The 18398-nt window shown below is 73.3% G+C and carries 19 protein-coding genes; 4 read left to right on the forward strand and 15 right to left on the reverse strand.

Annotated features, from left to right (window positions below):
* Positions 1–11: 11 nt before the first annotated feature.
* The 13 genes from GXP76_RS09065 to hisD all read right to left on the reverse strand — a co-directional run bounded on the left by GXP76_RS09065 (position 12) and on the right by hisD (position 12454).
* Positions 12–206, reverse strand: coding sequence for a hypothetical protein (locus GXP76_RS09065; protein ID WP_242570921.1), 195 nt, complete (start codon positions 204–206; stop codon positions 12–14).
* A 48-nt stretch (positions 207–254) separates the two neighbouring features.
* A complete protein-coding gene (locus GXP76_RS09070) occupies positions 255–845 on the reverse strand; it encodes a transcriptional regulator (protein WP_242570922.1) in 591 nt (196 codons plus the stop codon).
* 128 nt (positions 846–973) lie between these two features.
* Complete coding sequence (locus GXP76_RS09075) at positions 974–2314, reverse strand: CdaR family transcriptional regulator (RefSeq protein ID WP_242570923.1); 1341 nt, start codon at positions 2312–2314, stop codon at positions 974–976.
* A gap of 106 nt (positions 2315–2420) precedes the next feature.
* On the reverse strand, positions 2421–5285 hold the full coding sequence (locus GXP76_RS09080; protein ID WP_242570924.1) for a LuxR family transcriptional regulator: 2865 nt from the start codon (positions 5283–5285) through the stop codon (positions 2421–2423).
* Between the two features lie 160 nt (positions 5286–5445).
* Positions 5446–6315 carry an alpha/beta hydrolase gene (locus tag GXP76_RS09085; RefSeq protein ID WP_242570946.1) on the reverse strand — a complete coding sequence of 290 codons (870 nt, stop codon included), beginning with the start codon at positions 6313–6315 and terminating at the stop codon, positions 5446–5448.
* A gap of 342 nt (positions 6316–6657) precedes the next feature.
* Positions 6658–7413, reverse strand: coding sequence for an imidazole glycerol phosphate synthase subunit HisF (hisF, locus tag GXP76_RS09090; RefSeq protein WP_242570925.1), 756 nt, complete (start codon positions 7411–7413; stop codon positions 6658–6660).
* Positions 7410–7844 (reverse strand): RidA family protein, encoded by a 435-nt coding sequence (locus tag GXP76_RS09095; RefSeq protein ID WP_242570926.1) that lies wholly within the window; start codon positions 7842–7844, stop codon positions 7410–7412. The genes hisF and GXP76_RS09095 overlap by 4 nt, the downstream gene beginning before the upstream one ends.
* Positions 7841–8593 carry a bifunctional 1-(5-phosphoribosyl)-5-((5-phosphoribosylamino)methylideneamino)imidazole-4-carboxamide isomerase/phosphoribosylanthranilate isomerase PriA gene (gene priA / locus GXP76_RS09100; RefSeq protein ID WP_242570927.1) on the reverse strand — a complete coding sequence of 251 codons (753 nt, stop codon included), beginning with the start codon at positions 8591–8593 and terminating at the stop codon, positions 7841–7843. Before priA ends, GXP76_RS09095 begins: the two co-directional genes overlap by 4 nt.
* Complete coding sequence (gene hisH, locus GXP76_RS09105) at positions 8593–9228, reverse strand: imidazole glycerol phosphate synthase subunit HisH (protein ID WP_242570928.1); 636 nt, start codon at positions 9226–9228, stop codon at positions 8593–8595. Before hisH ends, priA begins: the two co-directional genes overlap by 1 nt.
* On the reverse strand, positions 9225–9392 hold the full coding sequence (locus GXP76_RS09110) for a hypothetical protein (protein ID WP_187279964.1): 168 nt from the start codon (positions 9390–9392) through the stop codon (positions 9225–9227). Before GXP76_RS09110 ends, hisH begins: the two co-directional genes overlap by 4 nt.
* A 4-nt stretch (positions 9393–9396) precedes the next feature.
* Positions 9397–9990: an imidazoleglycerol-phosphate dehydratase HisB gene (gene hisB / locus GXP76_RS09115; RefSeq protein ID WP_078077820.1), complete on the reverse strand. Its 594-nt coding sequence runs from the start codon at positions 9988–9990 to the stop codon at positions 9397–9399.
* Positions 9987–11096: a histidinol-phosphate transaminase gene (locus tag GXP76_RS09120; RefSeq protein WP_242570929.1), complete on the reverse strand. Its 1110-nt coding sequence runs from the start codon at positions 11094–11096 to the stop codon at positions 9987–9989. Before GXP76_RS09120 ends, hisB begins: the two co-directional genes overlap by 4 nt.
* The gene (gene hisD, locus GXP76_RS09125; protein ID WP_242570930.1) at positions 11093–12454 is read right to left on the reverse strand and encodes a histidinol dehydrogenase; all 1362 of its coding nucleotides are present in this window, start codon (positions 12452–12454) and stop codon (positions 11093–11095) included. The genes GXP76_RS09120 and hisD overlap by 4 nt, the downstream gene beginning before the upstream one ends.
* Positions 12455–12732: 278 nt before the next feature.
* On the opposite strand from hisD, the gene GXP76_RS09130 reads away from it, so the two are divergent.
* The 4 genes from GXP76_RS09130 to ybaK all read left to right on the forward strand — a co-directional run bounded on the left by GXP76_RS09130 (position 12733) and on the right by ybaK (position 16787).
* Positions 12733–14343 carry an oxidoreductase gene (locus tag GXP76_RS09130; RefSeq protein ID WP_242570931.1) on the forward strand — a complete coding sequence of 537 codons (1611 nt, stop codon included), beginning with the start codon at positions 12733–12735 and terminating at the stop codon, positions 14341–14343.
* 126 nt (positions 14344–14469) lie between these two features.
* Entirely contained in the window at positions 14470–15486 is a 1017-nt protein-coding gene (locus GXP76_RS09135) for a hypothetical protein (RefSeq protein WP_374360310.1), read from the forward strand.
* Between the two features lie 5 nt (positions 15487–15491).
* Positions 15492–16232 carry an LON peptidase substrate-binding domain-containing protein gene (locus tag GXP76_RS09140; RefSeq protein WP_242570933.1) on the forward strand — a complete coding sequence of 247 codons (741 nt, stop codon included), beginning with the start codon at positions 15492–15494 and terminating at the stop codon, positions 16230–16232.
* A gap of 54 nt (positions 16233–16286) precedes the next feature.
* Entirely contained in the window at positions 16287–16787 is a 501-nt protein-coding gene (ybaK, locus tag GXP76_RS09145) for a Cys-tRNA(Pro) deacylase (RefSeq protein WP_242570934.1), read from the forward strand.
* 34 nt (positions 16788–16821) lie between these two features.
* Here the strand turns inward: ybaK and GXP76_RS09150 are convergent, their stop codons facing one another.
* Positions 16822–17490 carry a DUF2567 domain-containing protein gene (locus tag GXP76_RS09150; protein ID WP_242570935.1) on the reverse strand — a complete coding sequence of 223 codons (669 nt, stop codon included), beginning with the start codon at positions 17488–17490 and terminating at the stop codon, positions 16822–16824.
* Positions 17491–17524: 34 nt separating this feature from the next.
* Positions 17525–18367, reverse strand: a complete 843-nt coding sequence (locus GXP76_RS09155) for an ABC transporter permease (RefSeq protein ID WP_242570936.1) — start codon at positions 18365–18367, stop codon at positions 17525–17527.
* Positions 18368–18398 lie beyond the last annotated feature (31 nt).

Here is an 18398-nt window from a genome sequence, read left to right on the forward strand (position 1 = left end):
CGGGCCTTCCGTCAGGCGATACGGGCTACGCGTACGGGCGGGCGGTGCACGAGGCGCAGGCCCAGGCCGACCAGGAACCAGCCCAGCCGGCCGCGCAGGCCGCCGGAGGGCCGGACCGCCGCGCGGGACAGGCGGAAGCGGGCGGCCTCCGTACGGAGGTCGGCCGCGCGCAGGGCGTGCAGCCGCAGATGTATGTCGGTGTGCATGAGGGTGGCTCCTTGCGGCGGGCGGGTTCGGGACGGGGACGTACGGGCTCAGTGCTGCCGGAACGGGAATCCGTAGACGTGCAGCGCGACGTTCTCGCGCCCCTCGGTGTCTCCGGCGTCCTGTTCGGCCCGCGCCGCGTCCGTGTGGCGCTTGATCAGCTCGTGCATCTCCTCGCTCAGCCGCGCCAGTTCGGCGGGGGTGAACGGACCGAGGAACTCGCTGCTGAAGGCGGCGCTGCGCCACGTGGGCGCCCAGGCGGACTGGCTGTCCAGATAGGCGCGGTACAGCTCTCCGCGCTGCTCGAACGACATCCGGCCGATCGCGGCGTGCGTGGCGGCCTTCTCGGGCGCGTCGCGGAAGTCCTCGTCCCGGAAGGTCAGCCCTTCGGACGCCGGCTGCCACCAGCGTTCGCGCCCGTCCCTGCCCTGCGTCGGCGCCTCCTCGATCAGCCCGTGGTCGGCGAGCTTGCGCAGGTGGTAGCTGACGAGGGAGACGGCCTCGTCGACCTGCTCCGCGAGCTGCGAGGCGGTGGCCGTGCGGGAGATGTGGAGCGCGCGGTAGAGCTTCATCCGCAAGGGGTGACCGAACGCCTTGAGGGTGTCCAGGTCGTCGACTCTGCGGGGTTCCTTGGTGGCCATACCGTCACCGTAGATAGAAAAGAAAAGTTGCGCAATATTAGTTGCGCAATAAATCCTGCGGATTTTCGGGACGGACGATTCCGACGCGACGGGCGGCGGACGGGGCGGCGGGTGCGGTCCGGCCGCCGTCAGCTGTCGAGCAGTCGCCTGGCCGCGAGCGCGAGGGAGATCTCGACCACGTCGGAGGGCCGCGCCAGCGAACGGCCGGTCAACTGCTCGAAACGGCGCAGCCGGTTGAGGACGGTGTTGCGGTGGCAGTAGAGCCGGGTGCCGGCGCGCTGCGCCGAACCGTCCGCCTCCAGCCAGGTCCTCAGCGTGTCGACCAGGAGATCGCGGTCGGCCGGGTCGAGCCGGTCCAGCGGACCGAGCACCCGCCCGGCGAGGGCCGCGCCCAGCCGGGACGAGGAGACGACCAGCGCGGCCGGCAGGTGTTCGTCCAGCAGGACGACGCCGCCGTCACGCGGACAGGCGCGCAGCGCGGTCGCGGCGAGCCCGCGCGCCTCGCCGAGGGCGGCGAGGCCCGTGACGGCGGAGCCGATGCCGACGCGCACGCCCGGAGGTACGGTCAACCCGGCCGCGAGCGCGGCGAGTTCCCCGTCGGCGCGGCAAGTCCCCTCGTACGGCGGCTCGTCGGCCCTCTCCGGGGCGCCGCCGGCCAGCAGGACGACGACGTGTTCGGCGTCGGGCGTTCGGTGCCGCAGCGCGCGCGTCCCCGGTGGCAGACCCACCACGGGGCCGGTGGCGGCGCCGGAGGCGCCGGAGGCGGCCACCACGACGTAACGCCCCTCCTCGGGCAGTTCCAGCATCGTCGCGGCGCCGGGGATGTCGGCGATGCGCGCGGTGCCGTCGAGGAGCGCCGCGACCGTCAGCCGCTGCTGGTTCTCGCGGCGCCAGGCGAGCCGGCGCTCGGTGGCCCGGTAGGCGTCGGCGACGAGACCGCAGTGTTCGTCCACGAAACTCCAGACGTCGGCGGCGACATGGACGAGCAGCCGGATGTCCTCGGGGCGGCGGCGGGTGGTCTCGTCCACGAGGCCCTGCCACACCATCGCCCCGCCGAGCCGGAACGCGTGCAGCAACGCGTCGAGCGGCAGGCCCTGTTCGGCCCGGTGCTCGCCGATCCGCCACGACATGCGGCAGGCGGCCTCGCGCGATTCCCGGGGCCGGATCAGGGAGCCGACGCTCAGGCGCAGCGAGCGGTTCGCCTCCTGCCAGATCCCGGCGGGGTCGGCCTCGATCGCCGCGCGGTAGGCCGGCTCCTTCTCGCGCAGCGCCGCGACCAGGCGGTGCGTGAGTCCGGCGAGGTCGTCCATCAGCGCCTGCGCGGCCCGGTGCAGTACGGCGACGGCCTCGGCGTCCGCCGGGGAGCGGGCGGGACGGGGCGCGGCGGAGGACATGACGGGCGAGGTGACCGGGGACGTGACGGGTGAGGCGTGCGGGGCCCTGACCCGCGAGCGGATGACATGCGGCATGGCGGCCTCCACCGGGAGTCGGCTCGCTCCGGCGCGGCGGGTGCGGCCCCGACCCCGCGCCGGATCTTCCTGACGCCCGCAGAATGACATACCGCCCGGTCGGTACCTAGGGGTTTGCCGCATTCTCCTCGTCACGGTCCAGCAATCGCGCCAACTCCGTCCGTGAACGCACCCCCAGCACGGCGAAGACGTTGCGCAGATGGTGGTCGACCGTCCGCGGGCTCACCGAGAGCCGTACGGCCACCTCCCGGTTGGTCGCGCCCTCGGCCACGCACCGGGCCACGCGCCGCTGTTGGGCCGTCAGCAGGTCCACCGGGCCCGAACCGGCCACCGACTCCCCCGCGGCCCTGAGTTCACCGGCGGCGCGTTCGGCCCAGACCCGCGCGCCGCACCGCTCGAAGGCGACGAGCGCGTCCCGCAGCGGGTCACGCGCCTCGCGGGTGCGGCGGCGCCGCCGCAGCCACTGGCCGTACAGCAGCTCGGTGCGGGCGCGTTCGAAATCGCCGCTCGACCGGGCGTGGTGGGCGAGCGCCTCCTCGTACCGGGCGGCGGCCTCCGCCGCCGGGGCCAGCAGCGCGTGACAGCGGGCCAGTTGCGCCGGTGCCTGCGGGTCGGCCGTCCACGCCGTCCACGCCGTGAACTCGCCGACCACGGCACGCGCCTCCTCGCCCCGGCCCGCCAGGACCGCCGCCTCCACGAAGCACGGCACGGCCAGCATCAGCGCCGCGAAGTGGCCGCGCCGGGGGCCGGTGAGCACCAAGGGGGCGAGCCGCGCGGCCGCGCGTGTGTGCCGGCCGGCGGCCAGGTCCGCGCGGGCCACCGCCCAGGTGGCGAGGGTGGCGGCCTGCCCGAGACCGTGCGGCCCGGCGTCGGCCGCCGCCGACGCGGCGTGCTCCGTGCAGGCGGCGCCGTCCCCTTCCACGGAGGCCGCCATGGCGAGTACGGCGTGCAGCGCGGCGGCGGCGTTGCGCTGCCCCAGCCGGTCGGCGGCGCGCAGCCCCTCGTACGCGTGGACGCGGGCGCGCGCGTGGCGGCCCGCCCGCAGTTCGCCGTACGCGAGGTGCTCCAGGGCCTGCGGCAGCAGCGCCTCGGGGCCGTGGGCGCGTACGGCGGCCAGCGCCCGCGCGCCGGCCCGGCAGGCGGCGTCGACCTCGCCGAGGACGAGGGCCGCGATGCCGGAGCGCAGCAGAGCGGCGGGATCACCGGTGCGGTCGAGGGCGCCGGCAGCGGAGCGGTCACCGGCGTCGAGGCAGCCGCGCAGCAGGGCGCGGCCGTCGTCCGGACGGCCTTCGAGTACGGCGCACATGCCCGCGCGGAAGTGGTCGAGCGCCGGATCGAACGCGGGATCGTGCGTGGGGTCTTTCATGCGGCCCGGTGTCCGGTCACGGCCCCCGATCCGGCCCATGGCGTGCAGATAGCCGGGCACGTCGCCGGTGAGCCAGGCGGCCTCCGCCGCGCCGAGCAGGGCGCCGACGGCCCGCCCCTCGTCGTGCGGCGCGAGCAGTTCGGCGGCGGTGAGCAGGGCCTCCCCCGCGTCGGCGGCCGGTCCGTCGCGCAGGGCGATCAGCCCGCGTACGTAGTGGGCGCGGCCGGGCGCGGGGACGGAGCGGACACGGGCCAGCAGCGCGCGGGCGTGCCCCGGGTCACCGGCCAGCCAGGCGTGCTCGGCGGCGGCGGCGAACCGCTCGCCGCGCAGGGCCTCGTCGGTGGAGAGCGCGGCGGCCCGGGTGAGGGCCGCCGCCCGGTCGGCGTGCGGGCGGGGCGGTCCGGCCGCGCGTGCCAGGGCCTCGGCGAGCGCCGGATCGTGTCCGGCGGCGGCGCAGGCGCTCTGGAGAAGTCTCGGCAGTGTCCGGTGCGGTCCGTCGAGGACCGTGGCCAGGATGCGGTGCACGGCGCGGCGGCGGGCGAGCGGGGCGCGGCGCAGCAGGGCCCGGCGGAGCAGCGGCTGGGTGAAGTGGACGCGCCCGCCGTCGATCCGTACCGCGCCCAGCGTCTCGGCCGGGCCGAGCAGTCCGGGGTCGACCCCGGCGAGTTGGCCGGCGCGCAGCAGGACGGCGGCGTCCGCGCCGGCTCCCTCGGGCTCGTGCTCCTCGGCCGCCGCCGCGAACAGCAGGAGGAGGAGGGTTCCGTCGGGCAGCCCGTCGACGTGCGCGGCGTAGGCGTCGAGCAGGCTCTCGCCGCCGCTCAGAGGCTGCGGAAGCCCGCCCCGGCCCGCCAGTTGGTCCTCGGTGAGGCGGGCGGCGAGCGCGGTGAGCAGCCGGGGGTTGCCCGCGGCCTCGCGCAGCAACTCCTCCCGTACGCCGGGATCGGCCCGGCCTCCGGTCAGCCGGTCGAGCAGCGCGCGGGACGCGGACCGGTCGAGGGGGCCGAGGCGCAGCTCGGGCAGCGCGGCGAAGTCCCGTTCCCCGGCGTGCTGTTCGGCGGCGGTGAGCAGTACGGCGACCCCGCGGGCGGGGGTCAGGCGGCGGATCGCGAAGACGAGCGCGGCTCTGGACCCGGCGTCCCAGGCGTGCGCGTCGTCCACACAGACCAGCAGGGGGCGGAGCGCGCCGAGCGTCGTCAGGAGGTCGAGCAGCGCGGTGGGGGCGGTGTCGGGGCGCGGGACGCCGGCGACTGGCCGGGGCAGCGGTCCGGGCGCCGAGCAGAGGAGGGTGTGCAACCCGCTGTAGGGCAGCAGCCGTTCGGCGGGGGCGGCGGTCGCGTGCAGCAGGACCGGGGCGCCGGGGCCGGTGCGGGTGCCGCCTCCCGCGCGGGTTCCGGGAGCGTGCGTGTCGGTGGCGTGCGTGTCGGGGCCGTACGTGTCCAGCGCGTGGCGCAGGAGCGCGGTGCGGCCGAGACCCGGCGCCCCGGTCAGGACGAGGGTGCCGCCCCGGCCCGCCCTCAGCCGGGTCAGCAGCGTTTCCAGGATGGCGAGTTCACCGCTGCGGCCGTACAGCCGGAGCGGACTGCGAACGGTCGTCGATGGGGTCACGTCCGGCACGTTACTGCCGCGTAAACAAGCCCGGAAGGCTCGCGTCCAGGGGCCTTGCCAGGGACGGCCGGGGCTGGGCGCCGACCCAGCGGCCGGGCCCCCGTACTGTGCACGGGCACAGTACGGGGGCCGGTGTCACGTGACGGACCGGGCGGCGGGGTCAGCCGAGCGGGCAACTCCCCCGGTACTCCTCGATGGTGAGGCTCGGCCGGGGCAGCGGGCACAGGAACTGCTCGAAGCGGGTGTCGTCGTCGATGAACCGCTTCAGCCACGAGATGCTGTACTTCGCGATCGTCGTGTTGGACGAGTTGGGCGTGAAGTGGGTGGCGCCGTTGAGCTCCAGATACGCCTTGTCGAGCGAGCCGGGCAGCGACTCGTAGAACGGTTCCGAGTGCGTGGAGACGGGGGCGACCGTGTCGCCGTCGGCCCCGACGACCAGGGTCGGCGTCCGCAGCTCGGGCCAGGTCTTGTCGGTGTTCCAGCCGGTCAGCGGTATCGCCGCCTTCAGCGAGGTGCGGCTCTTGGCTGCCTCCAGCGTCCCGCCGCCGCCCATCGAGTGACCCATGACGCCGAGCCGGGCGGCGTCGATCCGGCCGCGGACCGTACTGCGCTGGGTCAGGTAGTCGAGCGCGGCGAGCAGTTGGCGGCCCCGGCTGTCCGGCTGGTCGAGGGTGGAGTTCGTGTCGATGGTGAAGACGACGAATCCCTGTGAGGCGAGTCTGGGGCCGAGCCACGCCATGCTGGACTGGGTGGCGGTGAAGCCGGGGGCGATGGCCACCGCGCCGAAGGTGCCGTCGGCCGTGGACGTCGGGTAGTAGATGGTGCCGCCGCCGAAGCCGCTGACGCCGAGCGAGGAGACGCTGGTCTGCGAGACGGCGTACGAGCCGCGTGACGCCTCGATGCTGGACACGGTCGGGTCGGGGCCGCGCTCGTAGGGGTTGGCGGCGGCCGCCCCGGCGGCGGTGCCGGCCGCCTGGGCGCCGGGTACGAGCCCGCCGAACAGGGCCGCGGTCGCGGCGCCGGCGGTCAGCGCGACGCTCCAGGCGCGGGAGCGGGAACGAGTGAGGGAAACGGAGGGGGTACGGAACGAGAGACGATCGCGGCCGCGGCCCGCCGGGCTGTCGCCGGTGGAGAGTTGCTGCACGAGGGGGGTCCTCTCGGTGGGGGCGGGCGCCCTCGTACGAAGACCGGGCCCGTCGTCCTGGGCCACGGGCCCCGCCGGATGGCGGCCGCCGTACTGGCTGACGGGAACCACCCTCCCGCCGCCAACCCCCTTCACGCATCGGCGAGTTCGCCGGTGTTGACCGCGAAATGCCCCGGAACGGATCGTTCCGGGGCAGCGGCCGTGCGTACGCCCTGAGGGCGGCCGGCGTCAGCGCACCGCGTGTCCCGCGTCCCGCAGCGCCTTCTTGACCTCGGAGATCCGAAGGTCGCCGAAGTGGAAGACGGAGGCGGCGAGCACGGCGTCCGCGCCCGCGTCGACGGCCGGCGGGAAGTGGGCGAGGCCGCCCGCGCCACCGGAGGCGATGACGGGGACCGTGACGTGCGCGCGTACGGCCGCGATCATCTCCGTGTCGTAGCCGTCCTTCGTGCCGTCGGCGTCCATCGAGTTGAGCAGGATCTCACCGGCGCCGAGTTCGGCCGCGCGGTGCGCCCACTCGACGGCGTCGATGCCCGTGCCCCGGCGCCCGCCGTGCGTCGTGACCTCGAAGGTGCCCTCCGGGGTGCGCCGCGCGTCGACCGACAGGACGAGCACCTGGCGCCCGAAGCGTTCGGCGATCTCCCGGATGAGATCAGGGCGTTCGATGGCGGCCGTGTTGACGCCGACCTTGTCGGCGCCCGCCCGCAGCAGCTTGTCGACGTCCTCGGGGGTGCGGACCCCGCCGCCGACCGTGAGCGGGATGAAGACCTGCTCGGCGGTGCGGCGCACCACGTCGTAGGTCGTCTCGCGATCACCGGAGGAGGCGGTGATGTCGAGGAAGGTCAGCTCGTCGGCGCCCTCGGCGTCGTACAGCCTGGCCATCTCGACGGGGTCACCGGCGTCGCGCAGGTTCTGGAAGTTGACGCCTTTGACGACCCTGCCGTTGTCCACGTCGAGGCAGGGGATGACTCGGACGGCGAGGCTCATGCCGGGCCTCCGGAGGGTGCGCGGAAGGCTTCCAGTTCGACCTCGACCACCAGGCTCGGGTCGATGAAACCGGCGACGACGATCATCGAAGCGGCCGGCCGTACGGCCCCGAACAGCTCCTTGTGGGCGCGCCCGACGTCGTCCGAGTCCCCGGCGTGCGTGAGATACATCCGGGTGCGCACCACGTGCTCCGCGCCGAGGCCGAGTTCACCGAGCGCCTTGATGCCGACGCCGAAGGCGGTGACGGCCTGCTCGTACGGGCCGCCCTCCGCGATCCGCCCGTCGACCACCGAGGTGCAGCCGGAGACGAGGACGAGGCCGCCGGGCAGCTGGACCGCCCGGGAGTAGCCGAAGGCGTCCTCCCAGGGACCGTCCGAGGAGACCCGCCGTACCCCGTCCGCCGTGTTCGTGCCGGGCGGGCTCTCGCTCATCGGGACACCTCCGTGAGGGCCTCTTCCAGGGTGAACGCCTTCGCGTACAGGGCCTTGCCGATGATCGCGCCCTCGACGCCGTCGGGCACCAGCGAGGCGATCGCGCGCAGGTCGGCGAGCGAGGAGACACCGCCGGAGGCGACGACCGGCCGGTCGGTGGCCGCGCACACGCTCTTCAGGAGGTCGAGGTTGGGCCCCTGGAGGGTGCCGTCCTTGGCGATGTCGGTGACGACGTACCGGGCGCAGCCGGCCGCGTCGAAGCGCTCCAGCGTCTTGTAGAGGTCGCCGCCCTCGCTGGTCCAGCCGCGTCCGCGCAGCGTCGTGCCGCGTACGTCGAGGCCGATCGCGATCCTGTCGCCGTACTCGGCGATGGCCTCGGCCGCCCACTCGGGGGTCTCCAGCGCCGCCGTACCGAGGTTGACCCGGGTGCAGCCGGTGGCGAGGGCCGCGGTGAGCGAGGCGTCGTCGCGGATACCGCCGGACAGTTCGACCCGGAGGTCCATGGCCTCGGTGATCCCGGCGACGAGGTCCCTGTTGTCACCGGTGCCGAACGCCGCGTCGAGGTCCACGAGATGCAGCCACTCGGCGCCCGCGCGCTGCCAGGCGAGCGCGGCCTCCAGCGGTGAGCCGTAGCGGGTCTCGGAGCCCGATTCGCCGTGGACGAGCCGTACGGCCTGGCCGTCGCGCACGTCGACGGCGGGGAGGAGTTCGAGCCTCCGTACGGAGGACGGGGTGGGTGCGGGGGACATCAGAAGGTTCCGATCCAGTTGGACAGCAGCTGGGCTCCGGCGTCGCCGGACTTCTCGGGGTGGAACTGCGTGGCCCACAGTGCACCGTTCTCCACGGCGGCCACGAACGGCTCGCCGTGCCGGGACCAGGTGACCTTCGGGGCGCGGATCTTGGGGTTGGTGACTTCGAGACTCCAGTCGTGGACGGCGTAGGAGTGCACGAAGTAGTAGCGCTCGGCAGGGTCGAGTCCGGCGAAGAGCAGGCTGTCCGCGGGCGCCTCGACGGTGTTCCACCCCATGTGGGGGACGGTGGGCGCGGTGAGGGGGCCGACGGTGCCCGGCCACTCGTCGAGCCCTTCGGTCTCCACGCCGTGCTCGATGCCGCGCTCGAAGAGGATCTGCATGCCGACGCAGATGCCGAGTACGGGTCGTCCGCCCGCCAGCCGGCGGCCGACGATCCAGTCGCCGCGTGCCGAGCGGAGCCCTTCCATACAGGCGGAGAAGGCGCCGACGCCGGGCACGACGAGCCCGTCGGCGTTCATGGCCTTGTCGAAGTCACGGGTGATCTCGACCTCGGCCCCGGCGCGGGCGACGGCGCGCTCGGCCGAGCGGACGTTGCCGAAGCCGTAGTCGAGGACGACTACGTTCTTGGTCATTCCCAGAGTCCCTGGATGCGGAGGATGCCGGCGAGCAGGCAGAGCGCGGAGCAGATGGCGAGCAGGACGATGACGCCCGTGGGCTGTTTCTGCTTGGCGAAGGAGTAGACGCCGCCGGCGAGGAACAGGCCGAGGACGATGAGGATGGTGTTGAGGCCGGTCATGGGCTTACAGGGCGCCCTTCGTGGACGGGAGGATGCCGACGGCGCGCGGGTCGCGCTCGCTGGCGTACCGCAGGGCGCGGGCGAGGGCCTTGAACTGGCACTCCACGATGTGGTGCGCGTTGCGTCCGTACGGGACGTGCACGTGCAGCGCGATCTGTGCCTGGGCGACGAACGACTCCAGGATGTGCCGGGTCATCGTCGTGTCGTAGCTGCCGATCATCGGCGCCATGGACTCCGGCTCGGTGTGCACCAGGTAGGGGCGGCCGGAGAGGTCGACGGTGACCTGGGCGAGCGACTCGTCCAGCGGGACGGTGCAGTTGCCGAAGCGGTAGATGCCGACCTTGTCGCCGAGCGCCTGCTTGAAGGCGGCGCCGAGGGCGAGGGCGGTGTCCTCGATGGTGTGGTGCGAGTCGATGTGCAGATCGCCCTCGGTCTTGACCGTGAGGTCGAAGAGTCCGTGCCTGCCGAGCTGGTCGAGCATGTGGTCGTAGAAGCCGACGCCCGTCGACACCTCCACCTTGCCCGTGCCGTCGAGGTCGAGCTCGACAACGACCGAGGTCTCCTTGGTCGTTCGTTCCACGCGGCCGATACGGCTCATGCGCTCTGCTCCTTCGTCAATTTACGTACCGCGTCGAGGAACGCGTCGTTCTCGGACGGGGTGCCCGCCGTGACCCGCAGCCGTCCCGGGACGCCGTTGTCGCGTACCAGCACGCCCTGGTCGAGGATGGTCCGCCAGGCCCGGTGCGCGTCCTCGAAGTGGCCGAACTGGACGAAGTTGGCGTCCGAGTCGGTGACGTCGAAGCCCATCGCCCGCAGTTCGGTGACCAGCCGGTCCCGCTCGGTCTTGAGCTGTTCGACGTATCCGAGCAGCGTATCGGTGTGCTCCAGCGCGGCGAGCGCGGTGGCCTGGGTGACGGCGGAGAGGTGGTACGGCAGGCGCACCAGCTGGACGGCGTCGACGACGGCGGGGTCGGCAGCGAGATAGCCGAGCCGCAGTCCGGCTGCGCCGAACGCCTTGGACATCGTGCGGGACACGACGAGGTTCGGCCGGCCCGCGAGCAGCGGCAGCAGCGAGGGGTGGTGGCTGAACTCGACGTACGCCTCGTCCACGACGACCAGCGAGGGACGGGCGGCCTGCGCCGCGTCGTACAGCCGCAGGACGGTCGCGGCGTCGACCGCGCTGCCGGTGGGGTTGTTGGGGGTGGTGACGAAGACGACGTCGGGGCGGTGCTCGGCGACGGCGCGCTCGGCGGCGGCGACGTCGATGGTGAAGTCCTCGTTGCGGGGGCCGGAGACCCAGCCGGTGCTGGTGCCGCGCGCGATGAGGTGGTGCATGGAGTACGAGGGCTCGAAGCCGATCGCGGTGCGGCCGGGGCCGCCGAAGGTCTGGAGCAGTTGCTGGATGACCTCGTTGGAGCCGTTGGCCGCCCACACGTTGGCGGCGGTCAGCGGGAGGTCTTTGGCGGTGCGGCGCAGATAGGCGGCCAGTTCGGTGCGCAGCTCCACCGCGTCCCGGTCGGGGTAGCGGTTGAGCCCGCGCGCGGCCTCCCGGACCCGTTCGGTGATCCGCTCGACGAGCGGTTCGGGCAGCGGGTACGGGTTCTCGTTGGTGTTGAGGTGGACGGGGACGTCCACCTGGGGCGCCCCGTAGGGGGATTTTCCGCGCAGTTCGTCACGTACGGGCAGGTCGTCGATGTGCGTCATTCGCCGGACACCTCCCCCGAGGGCTCCCCCGCGGACGGCAGTTTCCAGCCGAAACGCGCCTTGACGGCCGCGCCGTGCGCGGGCAGGTCCTCGGCCTCGGCGAGCGTGACGACGTGGTGGGCGACGTCGGCGAGCGCGTCGCGCGTGTAGTCGACGATGTGGATGCCGCGCAGGAAGGACTGGACGGACAGTCCCGAGGAGTGGCAGGCGCAACCGCCGGTCGGCAGGACGTGGTTGGAGCCGGCGCAGTAGTCGCCGAGCGAGACGGGCGCGTACGGGCCCACGAAGATCGCGCCCGCGTTGCGGACCCGGGCGGCGACGGCCGCGGCGTCGGCGGTCTGGATCTCCAGGTGCTCGGCGCCGTACGCGTCGACGACCCGCAGGCCCTCCTCGATGCCGTCGACCAGCACGATCGCGGACTGCTTGCCCGCCAGGGCGGGCGCGATGCGCTCCTCGACGTGTTTGGTGGCGGCGGTCTGCGGCGCCAGTTCCTTCTCGACGGCGTCGGCCAGTTCCACGGAGTCGGTGACCAGGACGGCGGCGGCGAGCGGGTCGTGCTCGGCCTGGCTGATCAGGTCGGCGGCGACGTGCACCGGGGCGGCGGTCGCGTCGGCGAGGACCGCGATCTCGGTGGGTCCGGCCTCGGTGTCAATGCCGATACGGCCCGCGAAGTAGCGCTTGGCGGCGGTGACCCAGATGTTGCCGGGGCCGGTGACCATGTCGGCGGGCAGGCAGCCGTCGGGCCCGGTCGTGCCGTACGCGAACATCGCGACGGCCTGGGCGCCGCCGACCGCGTACACCTCGTCGACGCCCAGCAGCGCGCAGGCGGCGAGGATCGTCGGGTGCGGCAGGCCGTCGAACTCCTTCTGGGGAGGTGACGCGAGCGCGATCGAGCCGACGCCCGCTTCCTGCGCGGGGACCACGTTCATGATCACGGACGAGGGGTAGACGGCGCGTCCGCCGGGCGCGTACAGCCCCACGCGGCCGACCGGCACCCACTTCTCGGTGACTGTGCCACCGGGCACGACCTGCGTGGTGTGCTCGGTCCGGCGCTGGGCGCGGTGCACGATACGGGCCCGCCTGACGGACTCCTCCAGCCCCGCCCGCAGGGCCGGGTCCAGTTCCGCCAGGGCGCGCGCGAGGGCTTCGGCGGGGACCCGTACGCGCTCCTGCTTCACGCCGTCGAACCTCGACGCGTACTCGATCAGCGCCGCCGTGCCGCGATGGCGTACGTCCTCGCAGATGGGCCGCACCTTCGCCAGGGCGGCTTCCACGTCGAACTCGGCACGGGGCAGCAGGCCGCGCAGTGCGCCGCCCTCGGGGAGGGCGTCGCCGCGCAGATCGATTCGTGAGATCACGCGGTCAATTCTCGCAGACCTCATCAGACCGCCGGTCGCCCGTATCACTGGCTGATATGAGCCGTGAATGTCACTCACGGCTACTAATGTTGACGATTGGCGTTCATTTGGTCACTCAGAGGGAAGAACATTCGTACGGCCCCACACCAGCAGTCCCGCCCGGCGACGGCTGCTCGGGAGTCACACGGGGACGCGGACGGCGACAGGCACGCGACACGGCACCCGTCAGAGGTGCGGCGCGCAGCACGGCACGGCAAACGGGGAAGCGAGGCGCGGCAGTGTCCGAGCCGCACGACGACGAAGCCCCGGACTGGCTCTCGGCCACAGAACTCGGCATGTGGCAGGCCTTCCGGAACGGCAGCACCTACGACCTGAGCGTGCCGAGTCCGCTGCTCAACGATCCGGCGGCGGCCGGTCCTTGGGGCGAGCACCGGAGCGTGCGCGCCCGCGTGATCGCGCTGCTGCTGCTCAGCGGGCCCTCCGCGCGGCCGGGGCGGGTCGCCGCCCTGAAGCTGCGCGGGGCGTACATCAGCGGGTCGCTGGATCTCGCGGGTGGCAACGTCGAACCGTACGTGGAGCTGACGTACTGCCGCTTCGAGCGCGAGCTGGTGCTGCCGGAGTGCCACTTCACGACGCTGCGGCTGGTGGGCTGTGTGATCCCGCGCATGGAGGCCGCCCGGCTGCGCACCGAGGGTGATCTGCATCTGCCGCGCTGCCAGGTGGCCCGCGGTATCCGGCTGACCGACGCGCAGATCGGCACGGACCTGCTGATCAGCCAGATATCCGTGCGGCCCGACAGCAACAGCCGGTCGATCGCCGCGGACGGGATGTCGGTGGGGCAGGATCTCCAGGCCGAACAGATTGAGACGCACGGGGAGTTCAGCCTGCGCGGCTCGAAGGTGGGCGGCTCGCTGATGCTGCGCGGGAGCCGGCTGCGCGCGGCGGGCGAGCGCCGCGCGCTCAACGCGCCGCAGCTCACGGTGGAGCGCTCGCTGTACATGACGGGCGCGGTCGTGAGCATCGCGACGGGCCACTCCAACTCCACGCCCCCGTACGGCACGGTCTACACGGGCAACACCGCGCGGCTGCCGGCGGGCACCGAGATCCGGCGCTTCGAGTGCTACGGCGGGGTCCGGCTGGACGACGGGCGGTTCGGCGACACGATCGACTTCCATCAGGCCCGCTTCCTGATGGCGGCGGGCGAGGAAGTGTCGCTGCGCCGGATCACCGCGACGGAGCTGCGGTTCCAGTGCGAGAAGCCCCTGGAGGGCCGGGTCGTGCTGAACGGCGCGAAGATCACGACGCTGATGGACCTGTCCACGAGCTGGCCGGGCCCCGGCGGTCTGGCCATGGGCGGCTTCTCCTACGAGAACGTGGTGCCGTCCGGGCATTTCCCGCTGACCCGGCGGCTGGAGTGGCTGGACTCGGCGACGCCGGAGTACTCACCGGAGCCGTACGAGCGCCTGGCGCAGGTGATGCGCAACAGCGGCGAGGACGCGGACGCCCGCGAGGTGCTGCTGGCCAAGCAGCGCAGGCGGCGCGAGACGCTGCCGCTGGCGGCGAAGACATGGGGCTACATCCAGGACTGGACGGTGGCGTACGGCTACCGGCCGGGCCGGGCCGCGCTGTGGATGGCCATGCTGTGGGCGGGGGGCACGTTCGCCTTCGCCCGGCACGCGCCGGAACCGCTCAAGGGCGAGGAGCACCCGGTGTGGAATCCGGCGCTGTACGTGCTGGATCTGCTGATCCCGGTGATCAATCTCGGCCAGGACGGGCACTGGCGGACGGAGGGCGGCTGGCAGTGGCTGGCGGCGGCGATGGTGCTGCTCGGCTGGATTCTCGCCACAACCGTCGCAGCAGGTGCCTCACGCCTCCTGCGTCGCGGCTGACACCACCTCCGACCCGCTTTCTTTGCCCTCCCTTGACCCACCCCGAGACAACCTTTCACCCACCACAAAAGCTTCACATATGCCCTCTGGCGCCCCTGCGACCTGCGGTTTTCAATGGGCCGCACCATGTCATTGATTCGCGCCCTGATCAGCACCGCGCGCATGCTCCGGCACACTCCGCGGCTCGCCGACGGGCTCCCGCCGGACGACGCGGTACTGCTCGACGCCCCCGACGACCGGCTCGCCCCCGCGCTCGTCACCGCCGCGCTCGGCGAGTACGAGCACGCGGCGAAGCTGCTGGCGACCACACGCGAATCAGCCGAGTGGGAGAACCGCGACCGCTACGTGATGCGGCTCGCCGCCTTCGCCCACAACCGCGACGCCTGGCTCGGCCGCTGGCTCGCCGCGTCCCCGCACGACCCGGACGCGCTGGTCGTCAAGGCCGAGCTGGGGGTACGCAGGGCCTGGGAGTCCCCCGCCCGTACCGAACTGCTCCGTGAGATGGGCCCGTTGATCGGAGCGGCGGCCGAGACGGACCCGCGCGACCCGGTGCCGTGGCGGATAGCCCTGGACCACGCGCGCGGCACGCACGCGGGCCATCAGGCGTTCGAGACGCTGTGGGGCGAGGCGGTGCGCCGCTCCTCGCACCACTACGGCTGCCATGTCGCGGCCCTGCAGTACCTGTCGGCCCAGTGGCACGGCTCGCACCAGGAGTGCTTCGACTTCGCCGAACGGGCCGCCGAGGACGCGCTGCCGGGCTCGCTCGTGAAGGCACTTCCGATGCGGGCGGCCTTCAGCCGGATGCTGGGCGGCGATGTCACCTCCGTGACGGCGGAGCGCGTCGACGCCGCGTGCGACGAGGCGATCCGGCTCTCCTCCGTGTACGGGGTGGGCGACCCGTGGCCGGCGGAGGTACGGAACCTGCTGGCGTACGTGCTGGTGGGACGGCATCGGTGGGACGAGGCGCTGGAGCAGTTCCGGCTCATCGGCCCGTACGCGACGTCCTTCCCGTGGACGTCGCTGACCGACGATCCGCTGGGCCAGTTCCTGGAGACACGCGACGGCGTACGCCTCCAGGTGGCCTCCGGGATGCCCTTGTGGAACCGGACAGACGGAGGGCGTCCGCGCGGCCATTACGCTTGAGCGTTGTGACCACCGCACATCTCCCTCTGTTCCCGCTGAACGCGGTGCTGTTCCCGGGCCTCGTGATGCCCCTGAACATCTTCGAGGAGCGGTATCGCGCCATGATGCGCGAGCTGCTCAAGACCGACGAGTCCGAACCGCGACGCTTCGTCGTGGTCGCCATCCGCGACGGACACGAGGTCGCGCCGACCGCCTCCGGCATGCCCGACCCCACGGCCCTGCGGGAACGCGGGCCTTCGGCGGGCTTCGGTCCCGAGCCGCTCAAGTCCTTCCACGAGGTGGGCTGCGTGGCCGACGCGACCACCGTCCGCGAACGCACGGACGGCAGCTTCGAGGTACTGGTCACCGGCACCAGCCGGGTCCGGCTGCTCTCCGTCGACACCGGCGGGCCCTATCTGACCGCCGAGGTCGAGGACCTGGCGGAGGACTCGGGCGAGGGCGCGGGATCACTCGCCGAGGTCGTCCTGCGGGCCTTCCGCGGCTACCAGAAACGGCTGGCGGGCGCGCGTGAGCGGTCGCTGTCGACCAGCGACAACCTGCCCGACGAACCGTCCGTGGTCTCGTACCTGGTGGCGGCGGCGGCCGTCCTGGACATCTCGGCGAAACAGCGGCTGCTGGAGGCACCGGACACCGTGACGCGCCTGCGGGAGGAGCTGAAGCTCCTGCGGGCCGAGACGGCGGTGATCCGGCATCTGCCGTCGCTGCCGGCGGTGGACCTCACGCTGAAGCCCACGAGCCCCAACTAGGGCGTGTCCGGGAAGTCCCGCCCGGCCACTCGACCGACACGAGGAACACGTCCCTTGGCGAAGAAGCAGGCGAAGAAGGCCGCGGGCGGCACACCGGCGACGGTCGCGCTGACGGCGGCGAAGGCCGAGTTCACGGTGCACGCGTACGAGCACGACCCGGCGGCGCCCTCGTACGGCGAGGAGGCGGCGCGGGCGCTGGGGGTGTCGGCGGACCGGGTGTTCAAGACGCTGGTCGCCGACGTCGACGGCGAACTGACCGTGGCGGTCGTCCCGGTCTCCGGCTCGCTGGATCTGAAGGCGCTGGCCGCCGCCGTGGGCGGCAAGCGGGCGACGATGGCGGACCCGGCGGCGGCGGAGCGCACCACCGGCTACGTACGGGGCGGCATCTCGCCGCTGGGCCAGCGCAAGCGGCTCCGTACGGTGCTCGACTCCTCGGCGGCGGCCCACCCGACGGTCTGCGTCTCGGCGGGCCGCCGCGGCCTGGAGGTCGAGCTGTCCCCGTCGGACCTGGCCGCGCTGACGTCGGCGACGCTGGCCCCGATCGCACGGGCCTGATACCGGGCCGCGCCCGAGGGACGCCCCGCTGCCGTCAGCGCCTCTCTTCAGGCCCGTCCTGACGGTCGGCGGGCAGGTAGGGCGCCCCGAACGGCACCCATTCCGGCTCCGGATCGCGGGGCGCGAACAGCGCCGTCAGGGCCAGGTGCACGAGCATCGCCGCCACCGGCCACGCCAGCAGCGCGCCGCGCGCGTTCAGCTCCAGCGGGGCGTCGAACGTCGCGCCCTGCCCCACCGCGCGCGCCTGCGTCACCACGTCGTCCGGGCCCAGCCCCCAGCCGACCAGCCAGGCCAGCCCCGACGCGAGCAGTCCGCCCAGCGCCAGCCCGACGACGAGCGGGACGCCGCCGCGCCGGCGGAACAGGAAGACCAGGAGGGCGCTGACGGCGCCGAATCCCAGGGCCAGCAGAACGAACGTGCCGTCGGCGCCGATCGCCTCCTCGCCCTCCGTGTCCTTCAGGAAGACGGCCGAGTCACCGGCGACGAGCGGCACCCGGGGCGACAGCCAGAGCCAGAGCAGTCCGAGCAGGACACCGGAGAGGGCCACGGCGACCGTCACGACGGCCGCCTGCCTCACCTCGGTCCTGGTGTCGGTACCGTCCGCCGCCTCGGCGGCGTGGGCCGCGGTCGATCCCGCGCCCTGCGGTGTCTGCCAGGGGTCTTCGTTCGGCGGCTGGTGGGGCGGCGTCAGAGGTGCTGTCACCCCGCCATCGTGCCAGGCCGGGAACGGCCGTGCCTCATCGGACCGCCGCACGCCGGTACGCCCACGTCGCCACGGCCAGCGAGACGACACCGACGGCCGCGCAGACCGCGAGGTCGAGGGCGACGGTCGGCCAGTCGGGGTGCCTGTCGAAGCTGCGGGCCAGGGCCTCCACGCCGTAGGTGGACGGCAGCAGGTCCCGGGCGTACGTGATCGGTCCCGGAAGCCGGTCGGCCGGCAGGACGCCCAGCAGCAGCGCGGCGGACATGCCGAGCTGGCCGAGCAGCGTGGCCAGCTCCTGGCGCGGGGCGAGCAGCCCCAGCGCCGCGCCGAGACCGGCGAGCGCGGCGCCGGAGAGCGGGATCACGGCGACCAGCACCCAGAGGTGGGTGAGCGGCAGATCGAAGAGCAGACTGCCGGTCACGGCGGTCACGGCCGTGCCCGGCACGGTGAACGAGGCGTACGCGCCCGCCGCGCCCAGCACCACGGCGGCGGGCGGCACGGGCAGCGTCGCGTAGTGGTCGAGGCCGCCGGTCGCCCGGAGCTGGCCGAAGTACTGCGCGAGCAGATTGAGCGCGACGAAGGCCACGACGAGCACACTGGACCCGGCCACCACGGCCCGCGCCTCGGCGCCGCCGTCCACGACACCGCGCATCAGGATCATGATCCCGACGGACTGGAAGGTCGCGACGAACAGCAGCGGGATCCGGGCGACCCTGGCCCGCGACAACTGCGCGCGGTACACGGCGGCGAGCGACGGCAGCAGCCGCGCACGGGTGGCCAGCGGCGCCGGCACCCCGTCGGCTCGGTCCGTCACGGCACGGGTGTCCGGGACCGTCCGGCTCTTCCCGGAGACGGCCTCCGCGGGCACGATGCTCACCTGGCGCTGCTCCTGTTCGGTGCGTACGGAC

It is taken from the genome of Streptomyces sp. NP-1717 (assembly GCF_022695985.1).
Taxonomy (GTDB): Bacteria; Actinomycetota; Actinomycetes; order Streptomycetales; family Streptomycetaceae; genus Streptomyces.

Bases quoted from the DNA above. Each gene is read 5' to 3' on its own strand.
- GXP76_RS09095 (WP_242570926.1), bottom strand. From the start codon at position 7,844: ATGAGCGAGAGCCCGCCCGGCACGAACACGGCGGACGGGGTACGGCGG.
- priA (WP_242570927.1), bottom strand. From the start codon at position 8,593: ATGTCCCCCGCACCCACCCCGTCCTCCGTACGGAGGCTCGAACTCCTC.
- GXP76_RS09110 (WP_187279964.1), bottom strand. From the start codon at position 9,392: ATGACCGGCCTCAACACCATCCTCATCGTCCTCGGCCTGTTCCTCGCC.
- GXP76_RS09065 (WP_242570921.1), bottom strand. From the start codon at position 206: ATGCACACCGACATACATCTGCGGCTGCACGCCCTGCGCGCGGCCGAC.
- hisB (WP_078077820.1), bottom strand. From the start codon at position 9,990: ATGAGCCGTATCGGCCGCGTGGAACGAACGACCAAGGAGACCTCGGTC.
- GXP76_RS09120 (WP_242570929.1), bottom strand. From the start codon at position 11,096: ATGACGCACATCGACGACCTGCCCGTACGTGACGAACTGCGCGGAAAA.
- GXP76_RS09135 (WP_374360310.1), top strand. From the start codon at position 14,470: ATGTCATTGATTCGCGCCCTGATCAGCACCGCGCGCATGCTCCGGCAC.
- GXP76_RS09075 (WP_242570923.1), bottom strand. From the start codon at position 2,314: ATGCCGCATGTCATCCGCTCGCGGGTCAGGGCCCCGCACGCCTCACCC.
- GXP76_RS09070 (WP_242570922.1), bottom strand. From the start codon at position 845: ATGGCCACCAAGGAACCCCGCAGAGTCGACGACCTGGACACCCTCAAG.
- hisH (WP_242570928.1), bottom strand. From the start codon at position 9,228: ATGACCAAGAACGTAGTCGTCCTCGACTACGGCTTCGGCAACGTCCGC.
- hisF (WP_242570925.1), bottom strand. From the start codon at position 7,413: ATGAGCCTCGCCGTCCGAGTCATCCCCTGCCTCGACGTGGACAACGGC.